13 protein-coding genes are annotated in these 15,405 nt (G+C 41.9%); 9 read left to right on the top strand and 4 right to left on the bottom strand.

Features of this window, described 5'->3' with window-relative positions; all coding sequences use genetic code 11:
- Window positions 1–8: 8 nt before the first annotated feature.
- The 8 genes from citC to PSF27_RS02365 all read left to right on the top strand — a co-directional run bounded on the left by citC (window position 9) and on the right by PSF27_RS02365 (window position 8,428).
- On the top strand, window positions 9–1,085 hold the full coding sequence (citC, locus tag PSF27_RS02400; protein WP_206083919.1) for a [citrate (pro-3S)-lyase] ligase: 1,077 nt from the start codon (window positions 9–11) through the stop codon (window positions 1,083–1,085).
- Window positions 1,082–1,378, top strand: coding sequence for a citrate lyase acyl carrier protein (gene citD, locus PSF27_RS02395; RefSeq protein ID WP_206083918.1), 297 nt, complete (start codon window positions 1,082–1,084; stop codon window positions 1,376–1,378). Before citC ends, citD begins: the two co-directional genes overlap by 4 nt.
- Complete coding sequence (gene citE, locus PSF27_RS02390; RefSeq protein ID WP_272680807.1) at window positions 1,378–2,274, top strand: citrate (pro-3S)-lyase subunit beta; 897 nt, start codon at window positions 1,378–1,380, stop codon at window positions 2,272–2,274. The genes citD and citE overlap by 1 nt, the downstream gene beginning before the upstream one ends.
- 8 nt (window positions 2,275–2,282) lie before the next feature.
- Window positions 2,283–3,809 (top strand): citrate lyase subunit alpha, encoded by a 1,527-nt coding sequence (gene citF / locus PSF27_RS02385; protein WP_306803649.1) that lies wholly within the window; start codon window positions 2,283–2,285, stop codon window positions 3,807–3,809.
- A 2-nt stretch (window positions 3,810–3,811) separates the two neighbouring features.
- Complete coding sequence (gene citX, locus PSF27_RS02380; protein WP_272680806.1) at window positions 3,812–4,351, top strand: citrate lyase holo-[acyl-carrier protein] synthase; 540 nt, start codon at window positions 3,812–3,814, stop codon at window positions 4,349–4,351.
- Window positions 4,338–5,222, top strand: a complete 885-nt coding sequence (gene citG, locus PSF27_RS02375; RefSeq protein WP_272538653.1) for a triphosphoribosyl-dephospho-CoA synthase CitG — start codon at window positions 4,338–4,340, stop codon at window positions 5,220–5,222. The genes citX and citG overlap by 14 nt, the downstream gene beginning before the upstream one ends.
- A 255-nt stretch (window positions 5,223–5,477) precedes the next feature.
- On the top strand, window positions 5,478–6,911 hold the full coding sequence (locus tag PSF27_RS02370; protein ID WP_272680805.1) for an anion permease: 1,434 nt from the start codon (window positions 5,478–5,480) through the stop codon (window positions 6,909–6,911).
- Window positions 6,912–7,375: 464 nt separating this feature from the next.
- Window positions 7,376–8,428: a 4-oxalomesaconate tautomerase gene (locus PSF27_RS02365; protein WP_272680804.1), complete on the top strand. Its 1,053-nt coding sequence runs from the start codon at window positions 7,376–7,378 to the stop codon at window positions 8,426–8,428.
- Window positions 8,429–9,159: 731 nt separating this feature from the next.
- Here PSF27_RS02365 and PSF27_RS02360 read toward each other — a convergent pair.
- The 4 genes from PSF27_RS02360 to PSF27_RS02345 form a co-directional block, all read right to left on the bottom strand.
- A complete protein-coding gene (locus tag PSF27_RS02360; protein ID WP_272680803.1) occupies window positions 9,160–10,299 on the bottom strand; it encodes an AAA family ATPase in 1,140 nt (379 codons plus the stop codon).
- Window positions 10,296–11,006, bottom strand: coding sequence for an RNA ligase family protein (locus PSF27_RS02355; protein ID WP_206083910.1), 711 nt, complete (start codon window positions 11,004–11,006; stop codon window positions 10,296–10,298). The genes PSF27_RS02360 and PSF27_RS02355 overlap by 4 nt, the downstream gene beginning before the upstream one ends.
- A 228-nt stretch (window positions 11,007–11,234) precedes the next feature.
- On the bottom strand, window positions 11,235–12,053 hold the full coding sequence (locus PSF27_RS02350; RefSeq protein ID WP_272680802.1) for a VanW family protein: 819 nt from the start codon (window positions 12,051–12,053) through the stop codon (window positions 11,235–11,237).
- A 331-nt stretch (window positions 12,054–12,384) separates the two neighbouring features.
- Entirely contained in the window at window positions 12,385–13,701 is a 1,317-nt protein-coding gene (locus PSF27_RS02345) for a CitMHS family transporter (RefSeq protein WP_272680801.1), read from the bottom strand.
- A gap of 594 nt (window positions 13,702–14,295) precedes the next feature.
- Between PSF27_RS02345 and PSF27_RS02340 the strand changes: the two genes are divergently transcribed.
- Window positions 14,296–15,387 carry an NADH:flavin oxidoreductase/NADH oxidase gene (locus PSF27_RS02340; protein WP_272680800.1) on the top strand — a complete coding sequence of 364 codons (1,092 nt, stop codon included), beginning with the start codon at window positions 14,296–14,298 and terminating at the stop codon, window positions 15,385–15,387.
- The last annotated feature ends 18 nt before the right edge of the window (window positions 15,388–15,405 follow it).

Raw genomic sequence — 15,405 nt, 5'->3', positions numbered from 1 at the left:
ATACTATTATGTTCGAAAACATAACGTTTAATCAGGTAAAACGTCATGAGAACAGGAAACTTGCTGAAATAACTCAGTTTTTAAAGGAAAATGATTTAGAGCTTGATGCAAGCATTGACGTTTTCATTACGATAACCCGTAATGAGGAATTAATCGCGTGTGGTGGACTGGCAAAAAACGTTATTAAATGCGTAGCAATTAGCGATGACGTTCGTGGTGAAGGTCTCGCGTTAAAATTAGCAACCGAGCTTGTTAATCTTGCTTACGAAAATAATACAACTCATTTGTTTATTTATACTAAATTTCAAAATGAAAACCTATTCCAGCAATGCGGTTTTCATACTATAGCGACTGTGCCTGATGTGATGGTATTGATGGAAAATAGTTGCTGTTATCTAAAACGTTATATTCAAAGTTTAAAAGCACAGCGTGTCGACGGTAAAAAAATTGGGGCCATCGTAATGAATGCCAACCCATTTACCTTAGGCCACCGTTATTTAATCGAACAAGCAGCTAAAGCCTGTGATTGGCTCCACTTATTTGTTGTTAAAGAGGATACCTCTCGCTTCCCTTATAAAGTCAGACTGAACTTAATTGAAGCAGGTACAAAAGGTATTGAGAACCTCACCATTCACCGAGGTTCTGAATATATTATTTCTCGGGCAACGTTCCCTTGTTACTTTATTAAAGACAAAACGGTAGCCAATAACTGTTATACCGAAATCGATATTAAGATTTTTCGCCAATATATTGCCCCTGCATTGGGGATAACCCATAGATTCGTCGGATCAGAGCCATTTTGCCAAGTCACCAACCAATATAACCAAGACATGCGCTATTGGCTTGAAACGGATGCGATGAATTTTCCTCCTATAGAACTCGTTGAATTTCCGCGAACAGTCATCAACGGAACGGCGGTCTCCGCCTCACAAGTTAGAAGACTACTCGCTAAAAAAGATCTTGCGGCTATTAAGGCGATTGTGCCTGACGCGACATATCAATATTTACAAGAGATGCTCGCTAATCAAGCAACATCAACGACAAACCGCATCGAAAGTTCTGAATTAGCTATAGGTGAAATATGAAGATTAAACATGCAGCCGTTGCTGGCACACTTGAATCAAGTGATGTCATGGTTCGAATAGAACCGCTAGAAGATACTCAAGAAGTTTCCGTGCAAATAACCAGCAGTGTTGAAAAACAATTTGGTGATGCTATCGCTAGTATCGTTCAGGAAATGATAGTTCAGCATGATATTCAAGGTGCTCAAATCATCGTCGATGATAAAGGTGCATTAGAGTGTGTACTAAAAGCGCGTTTGGAAGCCCTACTCGCTCGTGCTTGTGATATCGATTATTTGCCATGGGAGAATAAATAATGACACCAGAACAAAAATCACGTACACGCAGAAGCATGCTTTTCGTTCCTGGTTCAAATGCGGCGATGTTAAGCAACTCGTTTATTTATAAAGCAGATGCACTGATGTTTGACTTAGAAGACTCCGTGACATTACGCGAAAAAGATACCGCACGTCGCTTGGTTTATCATGCATTACAGCACCCTTTGTATGCCGATATTGAAACTATTGTTCGTGTGAATGCTTTAGATTCTGCCTTTGGTGTTGCTGACCTTGAAGCTGTTGTTCGTGGCGGCGCAAATATTGTGCGTTTACCAAAAACAGATACTGCTCAAGATGTCACCGATATCGAAACTGAAATATTACGTATTGAAAAAAGTTGTGGTCGTGAAGAAGGTAGCACAGGTTTATTAGCAGCGATTGAATCACCGATGGGGATCACACAAGCGGTGAATATCGCCCACGCATCACCAAGACTTATTGGCATCGCATTAGGTGCCGAGGACTATGTCCGCAATTTGCGCACCGAGCGGTCTCCTGACGGCGTTGAACTCCTCTATGCTCGGTGCGCCATTTTACAAGCCGCACGCTCAGCAGGTATCCAAGCCTTTGATACCGTTTATTCTGATGCAAATAATGAAGAAGGTTTCCTACGCGAAGCCGCACACATTAAACAACTCGGCTTTGATGGCAAATCATTAATTAACCCAAGACAAATTGAGTTACTCCATAACTTGTATGCGCCAACTCAAAAAGAAGTCGACCATGCTCAACGTGTTGTTGATGCCGCAGATTCCGCAGCCCTTGAGGGTAAAGGCGTGGTGTCATTAAACGGAAAAATGGTTGATGGCCCAGTCATTGACAGAGCCCGCTTAGTATTATCTCGCGCGGCATTATCTGGTATTCGGGAAGAGTGAGGCAAAAAATGACAACAAATACTCAACGTCAAACACGCGTAAGTGCTTACCTACAACCTAAAAGCGATGAAGCATTACGTGAATTTAAAGATATTGGTAAAGTCCAACAACAAGTTCAAAAACCAAGAAACCGCAAGCTATGTGATGACTTACAAGTGGCTATTCGCCGCTCAGGTTTGCAAGATGGCATGACAATTTCGTTTCACCATGCGTTTCGTGGCGGCGATCTGACGGTCAATATGGTCATGCAAGTGATTGCCGAAATGGGCTTTCGTAATCTGACATTAGCGTCCAGTTCCTTAAGTGCATGCCATTCACCGCTGGTCGAACATATTCGTCACGGTGTTATTCGTAAGATTTATACCTCAGGTATTCGTGGTCCACTGGCTGAAGCGATTTCTCGTGGCGAACTTGAAGAGCCAGTGCAAATTCATTCTCATGGTGGCCGTGCAAACCTTGTGCACAATGGCGAGCTGCGTATTGATGTCGCCTTCATTGGTGTGCCATCTTGCGACGAATACGGTAATGCTAACGGATATACAGGTACCGCCAGCTGTGGCTCGTTAGGCTACGCTAAAATTGATGCCGAAACGGCGAATAAAGTCGTCATGCTAACCGAAGAGATATTGGATTATCCACACAACCCGTCCAGCATCAAGCAAGATGAGGTCGACTATATCGTTAAGGTTAAACGTGTCGGTGATGCAGATAAAATCGGTGCTGATGCCACCCGTATGACCTCAAACCCAAGAGAACTACTGATTGCGCGTACTGCCGCTGATGTTATTGAAAAATCAGGCTTCTTCAAAGAAGGGTTTTCATTACAAACGGGTACTGGGGGCGCATCCCTTGCCGTGACTCGCTTCCTTGAGGACAAAATGCGCCGCCACAATATCACCGCAGGCTTTGCCCTTGGCGGTATCACATCAACCATCGTCGATTTGCATGAAAAAGGCTTAATTCGCAAATTATTAGACGTACAAAGTTTTGATAAAGCGGCAGCAGAGTCTCTTGCTCGTAACCCAAATCATATTGAAATCAGTGCCAATCAATACGCCTGCTTTGACTCTAAAGGTGCTTCTGTCGACATGCTCGATGTTGTCGTACTCAGTGCTCTGGAAATTGATACACGCTTTAATGTCAATGTGTTAACAGGTTCTGATGGTGTTATCCGCGGTGCATCGGGTGGTCACAGTGATACCGCAGTCGCTGCAAAATTATCCATTATCGTTGCGCCATTAGTGCGCGGTCGTATCCCAACGTTAGTTGATGAAGTCCTGACTTGCGTTACCCCAGGGTCAAGCGTCGATATTTTAGTGACCGACCATGGTATTGCCGTAAACCCTGCACGACCTGAATTGAAGCAGCAATTAGAAAGCCAAGGTATCAAAACGGTTTCAATTGGCTGGTTAAGAGAACGCGCTCAGTTACTCACGGGAACACCTAACCCTATTGAATTTACAGATAAAGTCGTTGCCGTCGTGCGTTACCGTGATGGCTCTGTGATTGATGTTGTTCATCAAGTGAAGGAGTAACTATGTTTTGCCCACTGCCTGATACTCAAGAGCAATTTGAAATTTCCTTACCTGAGCTGTTGGCAAGCCGTGATGCCCGTCAGGCACGCCAGCAACAATGGATTGGTCTCCATCAGGTAACCTTGATTTCATTTACTGTCGTTTTCCCAGGGGCTGTCAAAGACAACTCCCTTGTTAGACATGTGTTTAATCAGGGCCTAAATGCGCTTAAACAAGTTGCTTTATGCAGGCAGTGGGTACTTTTATCTCAACAATCATGGGCATTAAGCACGGGGCCTGAATGTTTAGTCGCCGTTGATGCTGATGCCATTGAAGTCAAAAAGACATTAATTGAGGCCGAAGAACGCTCCCCTGTGGGACGTTTATGGGATTTTGATGTCTTTGATGCACAAGGAAAACAATATTCACGTGGTCAATTAAATCTACCTGCAAGGCGTTGTTTAATTTGTGAAAAAGAAGCCAAAATCTGTGCTCGTCATCGCTCTCATCCCTTGGCAGATATTCTTTCTCGCATAGCGGAGCTAGCCCATGGAACTTGTTAACTACTCACAAACCCTAAGTGACCAGCTTACTCACTATTACAGCCAGTTAGCTTGGCAAGCCATGCTCGCTGAAGTGAACTTAACCCCAAAACCAGGTTTAGTAGACAAACACAATACAGGCGCTCATAAAGATATGGCGCTAACGGATTTTCATTTAAGTGCCAATGCCATCGCCAAATTTTTTCCACTATTTATTCAGGCTGGCACACAATATAAAAATCTACCGATTAAACAGGTTTTAAGCAAAATTAGAACTATCGGGATGGCGTGTGAAACCGCCATGTTCCAAGCCACTCAAGGTGTAAATACCCATAAAGGCAGCATTTTTTCATTAGGTTTAGTATTAACCGCAATTGGTCGCTTAGCCGCATTACAGCAAACCGTGACACCAGTTGCGATTAGCCAATTAGTTGCAGGGATGTGCCAAGGAATTTGCGCTGAATTGATGCAACCTACGGATACTCCAACAGCTGGCCAACGTTTATATCAACAATTTGGTTTTACTGGAGCACGAGGGGAAGCTGAAGGTGGCTACTCGCTAGTTATCAACCATTCATTGCCCTTTTATTTACAGCAACTAGCAGCGCAACAGGATGCTGAAATAGCTTTAATAAATACGTTAATTCTATTAATGAAAATTAATGATGACACCAATATTGCAAATCGTGGCGGCTTAAATGGTTTAATTTGGGTAAAACAGCAAGCAACCAAATTATTGCAAGAGGGGATTAATCATCCTGATGATTTAGTCAAAGTAAAACAATTTGACCAGCACTGTATTGAAAAGAATCTAAGCCCAGGTGGTAGCGCAGATTTATTAATTTTAACGTGGTTTTTTGCCCGTCTGCCTAGACAAGGCTTCGGTATTTAGCATTAAAAATTAAAACAACTTATATGTTCACCAACACAGGAACCCATTCAATAATTTAATTAATAAAGATTAATAAAAATATATTTAATTAAGTAATAGTTATTGATTTAAAGAATTTATAACATATTGGAAATAGCTAAATAATGACAATGAATATCAAAATCATTATTCCTATTAAGGCATTGCTATACCTCCAATATGACGAAAAACCGAATTCATAATATTCAAGTTTTAATTTCGTTAAGGATCAAGCCTATGCCAAAAGACAAAATCTGGAAACTGCTACTTCTGATAGCAATTCCAATCATTATCGCCTTAATACCGACTCCTGAGGGGTTACCGCATATCGCGTGGTTATTATTTGGTCTTTACCTCGCGGCTATTGTTGGACTGGTACTAAAACCTTATTCAGAACCTGTTATTTTGTTAGCCACTATTGCCGCAAGCGCCATCATAATTGGTGTAACAGGTACGAAAGATGTTAAAGCCAGTGAAGTCTTAAGTGGTTATGCATCAGGGACAACATGGCTGGTATTTGCGGCATTTACGCTGAGTGCTGCATTTGTTATTACAGGTTTGGGTAAACGCCTTTCGTACATTTTGATTGGTAAATTGGGCGGCACTACATTAGGCCTTGGTTATGTCACTGCGATCCTTGATTTAATTATTGCCCCAGCAACGCCATCGAATACCGCTCGTGCAGGTGGGATTGTTTTCCCAATCATAAACAGCGTGGCAGTAGCATTAGGTTCTGATCCTGAAAAAAGCCCTCGCAAAGCAGGCCACTACTTGTTAGTCAACGTATACATGGTGACCAAAACGACCAGCTATATGTTCTTAACAGCAATGGCACCAAACGCTTTAGCATTAGCCATGATGAGTGACATTATGGGCATTCATTTAAGTTGGGGTGGATGGGCACTCGCGGCATCGGTTCCTGGCTTAATTATGCTGATTTTGACACCACTGATGATTTATAAGCTGTATCCACCTGAACTCAAAAAGGTGAATAACAAAGAGATCGCAGCAAAAGGCTTAGCAGACTTAGGCCCAATGACGATGCGTGAAAAACTGTTGGCTATCATCTTCGTTATCGCACTGTGCGGCTGGATTTTCTCTGACTTTATCGGTGTGAGTGCATCCAGTGTCGCTATCGCTGTCATGGCATTAACCTTAATTTTAGGTGTTGTCACATGGGATGATGTGCTGAAAAACAAAGGGGGTTGGAACACCCTGATTTGGTACGGCGGTATCATCAGTATGTCAGGCGTTCTCACTAAAGCAGGCTTCTTTAAATGGTTAGCCGACACCATGAGTCAGTATCTCTCTTTCGGTGACCAAGCCATGTTAGCTTTCTTTGTTATCATGTTTATCAGTGTCGCCATTCGTTACCTGTTCGCATCAGGTGGTGCTTATGTGGCCGCGATGGTGCCTGTATTTGCCACTGTCGGTATGGTCGCAGGTGCACCTCCAATGTTACTGGCATTAGGCTTACTGTTCTCTAACGCATACGGCGGAAGCGTAACGCACTACGGTGGTGCCGCAGCACCAATCGTATTCGGTGCAGGCTACAACGATATTCGTTCTTGGTGGATCATCGGTGGATTAGTCGCATTCGTTAGCTTATTCGTCCACATGACTATCGGTTTAGGTTGGTGGGAAATCTTGATTAGCATGGGTCTAATTTAATGCGCTCTATTCTAATCAATCACTAAGTTATTCAATGGGGTGCAATATCAATTATGCCCCAGACCAAGATATAACGATCATTCACGCTAATCCTCTAAATAGTTCGGATTGCGGCTAGGCGGCAAGTGAAGGCATCCCAAGGAGCATACACAAGTATGTGACTTGGGTAACTGAAAGAAGCCAACATTACCACAGCGGGAAACTGAACGGGTTTACCCTAAATAGTTCACGTTGTGGCTAGGCAGCAAGTGAAGGCATCCCAAGTCACATACATAAGTATGTGACTTGGGTAACTGAAAGAAGCCAACATTACCACAGCGGGAAATTGAACGGGTTTACCCTAAATAGTTCACGTTGTGGCTAGGCGGCAAGTGAAGGCATCCCAAGGAGCATACATAAGTATGTGACTTGGGTAACTGAAAGAAGCCAACACCGCCACAGCGGGAAATATAACGGGTAAACAGATGAAAAAAATCCCTTGCACATTAATGCGTGGAGGCACATCGAAAGGTGTATTTCTACTGGCAGACTATCTTCCTCAAGATATTGAGCAACGTGATCAACTGATCCTTGCGATTATGGGTTCTGGCCATGCACTACAAATTGATGGTATTGGTGGCGGAAGTCCTCAAACCAGTAAAGTTGCCATTATCAGCCCATCCGCCCACCCTGATGCAGATATCGATTATTTATTTGCTCAAGTTTCCATTACTGAACGTATTGTTGATACGGCACCAAACTGTGGCAATATTCTTTGTGCCGTAGGCTCTTTTGCTATTGAAAAAGGTTTAGTTCCTGCTACTGACGGAACAACGACGGTAAGAATTCGCAATATCAATACCAATACATTCGTGAATTCGACCGTACAAACACCTAATGGGCAAGTTGAATATGATGGGGATACTGCTATTGCCAGCGTTCCTGGGCATGCCGCCCCTGTTGCTCTCACATTCTTAAATGCATGTGGTACCAAAACAGGTAAGTTACTCCCTACTGGTCATTCAATTGATACGATTGAAGGGGTCGAGGTCAGCTGCATTGATATGGCGATGCCTGTAGTGCTAATTGATGCACCTCAGCTGAATAAAACTGGTTACGAAACCGCAGAACAACTTGAAAAAGATACAGAGTTTATGCAGAAACTTGAGGCGATTCGAATCAAGGCAGGTGAAGCGATGGGATTAGGTGACGTTAGCAAAAAAGTGATCCCAAAACCTATTTTAGTTTCACCAGCTATCCATGGAGGAACAATCAATGTACGTTACTTCATGCCGCATAAATGCCACGGAGCTCTCGCTGTAACAGGTGCTATTGCTATCGCGACAAGTACCATCTTACCAGATAGTATCGTGAAGCAATATATTCATTCCGTTGATATGCAAAACATTTCGATTGAACATTTAAGTGGAAAATTTGACGTATCTTTGAGCCAAAAAGGGAATTCACCGGAAGGTTTGCAGGCGTCTATCATCCGCACTGCCAGAAAATTGTTTGAAGGGGATGTTTACGTTCCTTAGAACTTGTTACCTCAGAGCCTGTTCAAAAACGGGCTCAACCCACAATAATTCTCGATACCCAAACTTCCCCCTAACACCGCGTTACATACTATGGCCCCGTAAATACACACACTATTTTTATGCTTTCCGGTATTGATTAAAATACTTAACCAATGCCCGTATATAAGGTATTCACTCTAGTTTTATTTATGTACTCTATAATTATAATAACTATTAATTTAATAATTGGAGTCATAATAGTGATGCCGCCTAATTGTCTCCCATCTACACGTCAACGAAATCATCTCCCTTCAAATGAGGTGCCATCAGAAATTTCTCCCGCTAATTACGAAATGGGAAGATCGCGATTAGAAAGGGCTGTAGAACCCGCTAAAGAGAACGAATATATGAAAATACAATCACAAGCTGCAAAAATAGCTATACAAAGGATGCTTTCGTCAACCGGAAAAGGGAGCTAGGCTTTATATCAAAGTATCAACAAGGGCGTAGCATAAAACATTATTCTAAAATAACTGTGCTATCTAGCGGCTATTTTATCTTTCGTGAAGCTATTTTTCATTGCACATGTCAGGTTTAACGTTGAAGAAATGAAAGAGAAGAAAATTAAATACGTAAGTATTAAGCGATGCTCTAAATAATTCGAGTTGCAGGCAGACGACAAGTCAAAGTAATCCGATAGTATATATGAGTAAAAACTCCCCGCCTCACTGGCAATAGGCGGGGAATTTATTTTATACCAAGTCAAGTAAGTCGATAAATTCCCCATTAATGTAATAAGAAACTTGATGGGCTTCATCGGGTGTCGGTAATTCTAACTTCCCAGCCATGCGCTCCATGACTTGTTCAGGAACGGCATACTGACGTTGCTGGTTTTGCTGGCGCCATTGTTTAAATGGCACTTCCAAATAGACTAAGTGGACTTTGGCTTGGTAGCGTTCAAACAAACTGATCATACTGGCTCGCAACGAAGCACTTAACGACGTCGCATTCCAAATAAAATCCGTTCTTGTACGCAAAAACTGTTTGGCCTGCTCTTTGCCTTGCTGCGCCACCCACCCTTGCGCATTTCTGTCCGCAGGGCTAATTTTGTGCTCACGACGAATTTCATCAAGACATACCATCTGAGTTTGTGGGTAAAATTGTTTCACAAAATAATCTTTACCCATGCCTGGTAAACCACACAACATGATGACTTCACTGCCTTCTTCCTCAAAAGGTTGATAGTCTGGCATCCCCCTTTGGTGATGGAAGTAATGAAAACGCCCCGCCAAAGAAGCAAACTCTTTCGGCTTATCCCAACACCCTTGTTCGCGGCAAAACAACTCGAACAACTCAATACGTGCTAATAATTCTGCTTTGTCTTCACAAATGCGACCTATCGCATCCGCCTTTGCTAACATGCACAATAATGGCATCTCAACACGTAGCGAAGCGGCAAAGAGAGTGCGTTCTGGATCAGGTTTTTCCATCAACCATAAAGGTAAGCCGTGAAAACGGACAAGTGCCGCAATTTTTTCACGCACTGCAAATGGAGTATCTACTTGGCGAAACAAGATATTTCGTGCGGATAACTCCCCTTTTTTAGCATGCCCCGGTGAATGAATACGCCCTTCTTCGTCCTCCCGCGTTGTACTGCGTTTTTCCACATCGTGCAATAACGCTGCCGCCCAGACGATATTTTGTTTGGATTCAGAAAGCTGCTGATACTCTGGCAGACTTTCCAATGCAGCAAGCACCATTTGGGTGTGAGTAGCCACATTGCCTTCAGCATGGTGTAACACGTCTTGCGGGACATTTTTCATATCCCGAACAAAATCAAACTGAGCTTCAAGTTGTGCCCAATCGCGGTTTTTAGTGAATTGCCAACTCATGATTGCTCTCCTTGCCGCTCAAATGCTAACTTTGCCCTTTGCCAATTGCGCTTCCAATGAATATCTGTTTTTACGTGGTTTTTGCGCACATATTTAAATACGTGAGAGATAAAATCATCCACATGAAAACCTTGGCTATCACGGCTAACAATTCCCTCCATACTACAGGCTTGACCTGTATGAGTATCATGGGCAATAAATTGGCTATCTAATGATGCTGCTGCTATTAATGAGCGTGCATACTCTTGCTCAGTCATCTGTTTATTTACTGGCAATACAAGCTGTGGCACAGTAGGAAAATCAAACAGTGCTGCATAAAACTGCACTTCTTCCCAACTTAGCCAATACTCCCCTTGGCGCACAGCAAACACATAAAAATAATCTTCAATATGTTGATATTCAATGGAATGCACCGCATAGAGGTTTTCACCAAATAGCTCAATATTCCCTAAATCATCTTTAATCAATTGCCACCGCTGGCGAATTTGTTGGCTCCACGCAGATTGTGTTGGTGCGCCATGGGAGCGCGCAAAAACACCATGACGATTCAAACAATTGTTTTCGCCATCGAGTTTTTCTGTGTGAATTAGCGTATCGATATTTTGGATATGAGACCACCAATCACTGTTGATACGATCGTCGCTCGTCGTACCAGGTGAGAACGGATAATGATACGTTCTACCATACTTTCTTGATTGCATATTCATCATGCTTTCTCTAAAGAAATAGAAATCATCACAAACCTTTGCCAGATTTGCGTCTTTAAATATTGAGAAATCAAGTGTTGGTATTACATATCTATTCCGAGTGACGGCCTCATTTTTTGGATGCTAATAATGCCCTATTAGCCAATTAGAATTCAATTCAGGGGGATTTTAGTTCAACAGTCAAGATAAAGGCTATCAATATATTCCTAATATCAACCGAAATTGGCATTATGACGCCATTATTTGGCTATCATCAATGGCATATTTCACCACAACTTTATTACGATACAAGCAATTATCTTGTAATGTTACGGGATCTTGGCCTTTAGTTGTCACTTTCTGCCAAATTTCATTGTGACGATAAACGATATTTTTTTCTCGAGTAAATTTATGATTTTTTTGGTAAATATGGTATTTCACATCACGAGGCTCGCTACATAATAACTCCCCTTCTAACTGGTGCTCCGCGATATTAAATACCAATTGAAAAGCGCTTTGTGTTGGGTTGTAAAATACCAAATCAATGTAGTTATAAAAGATGGCCGCACCTGAACCAAACGGTAATACACGGCCTTCATCTGGAAAAGGATCAAAACTGTGATTGGCTCTCTCAACGACTTGCAACGGCGAATGCAATATCATCCAGTGGATTAAATTGCTCAGTTGGCAGATCCCCCCGCCAATCCCAGAGCGAGCCTCACCAAAAGACAGTTCCATTCCTTCGACAAAACCACGGCGAGCCGTCGGCTTTCCAACTAAGCGGCAAAAAGAGAAATATTCCCCTGGATAAATGGTTATGCCATTCATGGCTTGCACCGCAATTCGTAAATTAATCACTTTGTTATGTTGCAGACGCAAATCTGAGTCACCCAATTTACGGATCAATTTAGAGGTGTGTTTGTTATAGCGATATTCAAGGCGTTCACTGGATTTCGCCTTCGAATAGTATTTAGAGGAAAATGCCCAGTGCAATCTTCGAGCCAGACGTTTTTGAGTCACACGCAGCCAGTAAAGAATAGGATGATATGAGGAAAACGGCCGACGCATAACAAAACCTTATTGATATAATTAACCAATAAATGATGTCACACCCGTTAATTTTCCAACATAGTAACTATCTGATAATTAGCAAGCCAATAATTCAATTGGCTACTTTGTATATTCTGGCAATTCAAGTTTCGATCTAGGGATTTACTTTTGATGCCAACAACGCCGCCACATTGAGATTATGCTTTAGCTAATGCACGCGGGTTATTCAATAGATTTTGCGTCTGTCGCTAAGCGGCAAAGAAAGCCAATCCCGAGGAGCATACATAAGTATGTGACTCGGGTTGACTTTTGAAACCAACAACGCGACAGACCAAAAGATGAAGAATAATCAGTAGAGACCGAGTACTGCACCAATAGCAAGTAAAAAGAAGCTAAACAACCAAATCCAGCCAAATGAGTAGCGCAAATGGCGTCCCATATCAATACCTGCTAACCCCATCGCTAGCCATGCTGCTGGTGAGAACGGGCTGACGAATGTTCCTGCATTATTGCCTATTGCCATCGCGTAGACCACTGAAGATGGGTCAACTCCTACAGTACCCGCAATTTGTTGAATTATTGGCAACAGCGCAAAATAATAAGCATCTGTACTGGTGAAAATATCCATTGGTACACCGATAATCCCAACAAAAATATGAACTTTCGATACCCATTCCATTGGCAAGATAGCGGTTAAGTCCATCGCTATCGATTTCAACATACCACCTTCGGATAAAATGCCTAAAAATGCACCTGCGGCTAGAATAATAGCCACCATGCCTAGAGCCTGCGGCGCATGTTGTGACAGTACTTTCATTTGATCTTTCGGATTTGGAAAATTGACCATCAATGCTAGCGAAAGCGCTATCATGAAGACATAGGGGGCTGACAATAATCCAAATGCTAAACAGATAACTGACGCGATAATCAACCCACCGTTAATTAACGGTTTTTTAGGTTTATGAATTGTGTCCGTCACATCTGCCATATCATCACTAACGGGTAGCAAAGAATCCATTTCATACGGCGTGGTACCATTAAGTTTTGCAGCAGCAATACGACGTTTCTCACGCATTCCCATAATAACCGCAAATACAACGGCGCCGCCCATACCGATTAATTGAACAGGAATCAAATGCTGCCATAAAATAGAGGCATCTATACCCGTCACAGCTGAAGCTCGACCTAATGGGCCTCCCCAAGGAACCATATTCATAATCCCCATACTGGCACACATTAATAACAGCATTAAATATGGGCTCATACCAAGCTGACGATATAAAGGGAGTAGTGCAGGAATAATAATAAGGAATGTTGCTGCTCCTGAGCCATCTAAGTGCACAACACCCGCAATAAGTGTCGTCATAATACAGACAACAATAATGTTTCCCCGAGTCATTTTGACCATGATCCGAATTAACGGGTCAAAAATGTGCAAATCTTTCATCAAACTAAAGAACAAGATGGCGAATAAGAACATCGCGGCAACTTTGGAAACTTTATTAATACCACTTTCAAAAAAAACAGATATTTCTGCGATAGAATATCCTGCTAATAAAGCGCCGAGAAAGGGAATACACGACATTGCAATAATGGGGCTAACTTTTCCCATCATTAATAAGGTGACTATCGATACAATGATTAAAATACCAATAATTGTTAACACATGAGCTTCCTTCTTAGAATTATATTTTTCAGGTGAATGATTTTTATGTAATTAATTTGATAACCTTCAATATTCAACATTAATTATATTGAAGAATGAATTTACTCATTTCATTACGTATCAGTACCTTGCTTATATAAATCCTTTAGCCTACCCGCAAGTCTCATTGGCTATTTTTGCGGTAATAACAACTCATTTACACTTATTAAAATCACTATTTAAAATAAAAAAATAGCCAAACTCACTATTAGAACCATTAAAACCATAATCGCCCATTAATGCCAAAGAGAATTGGTTGTTAATTAGTTAATTAATAACATGTGGAATTATCGATATATATAATTTCTCATCACTATTTTATTTTAATTTTTCTATTATCTTTTTAAAAAAATTGTTGTTTTTTATGCAGGTTAGAAAGGAAAATCTGCTTTTTATCTCTTTGCTCAAATATGAATTAAATGACTTGATTTTTTTCTTTATCTCTCCTCTAAAAAATACTGTTTTCAAATCAATACCACACCATCTCACAAAAATCGCTTATTGATTCAGGTATAATATTAGGATAACTAAAGGCTACAAATAGGGAATTCGCTAATGAGTCACCTTTTTTCTTCTGCAGCAATGGGTCTGGTTTCACTAAAAAATAGAATTATTATTCCACCGATGTGCCAGTATTCAGCTAATAATGGCTTACCAACAGCTTGGCATAGCGCACACTATATGAATCTGGCCTTATCTGGGGCGTCATTGGTGCTCGTCGAGGCAAGTGCTATCGTGCCTGAAGGGCGGATTACCTATAAAGATCTTGGGCTATGGAATGACGAGCAAGCAACAGCCATGCAACAAATGCTCACTGATATTCGACAATATTCTGATGCCCGATTAGGTGTACAAATTGCCCATGCAGGCAGAAAAGCATCCTGTGATCTTCCATGGTTAGGGGGAAAAAGCCTCAGTAAAACGGATGCCCATGGTTGGCAAACTGTCGCGCCTTCCCCTCTCGCTTTTGGTAATAATCCCTTGCCACGGGAACTAACTACTGATGATATCCAAGAAATTAAACACCAATTTATTAATGCGGCAAAACGGGCCGAACAAGCTGGTTTTGACGTTATAGAGATCCACGCAGCTCATGGTTATTTATTGCATGAATTCTTATCTCCTATTTCAAACCAACGCCAAGACGAATATGGTGGAAGTTTCGAAAATCGCAGCCGCTTGCTAATTAATGTATTTCATGAGGTGCGTAAAGCTATCAGCCCTAATATTGCTGTTGGTGTACGTATTTCCGCAACGGATTGGTTAGATAATGGCTGGGATGTTCCCGAATCTATCGAACTGTGTGAACAATTAGAGGAACTCGGCTGTGATTATATTCACGTTTCTTCAGGAGGGCTTGCACCAGAACAACAAATCCCGCTAAGTCCTAATTATCAAGTGCCTTTAGCACAAGCTATCCATGAACATAGCATGATGCCGGTTATTGCGGTTGGACTAATAACAGAACCGCTACAAGCAGAAGCGATTATTGCAACGCATCAGGCGGATTTTGTGGCCATTGGTCGTAGGATTTTATTTGAGCCCCGTTGGCCTTGGCGTGCGGCAACTGAGTTGAACGAGCAAATTAATGTAGCGCCGCAATATTTACGCAGTGCTCCCCACCAATTTAAAAATTTATTTAAATGATATAAGTACCCGCAGTGT

Origin of the sequence: Providencia sp. PROV129, from assembly GCF_028482245.1 — a bacterium.
GTDB classification, from domain to species: domain Bacteria; phylum Pseudomonadota; class Gammaproteobacteria; order Enterobacterales; family Enterobacteriaceae; genus Providencia; species Providencia vermicola.
The sequence above is the reverse complement of the archived record's forward strand: the minus strand, read 5'-3'. Positions and strand labels throughout refer to the sequence as shown.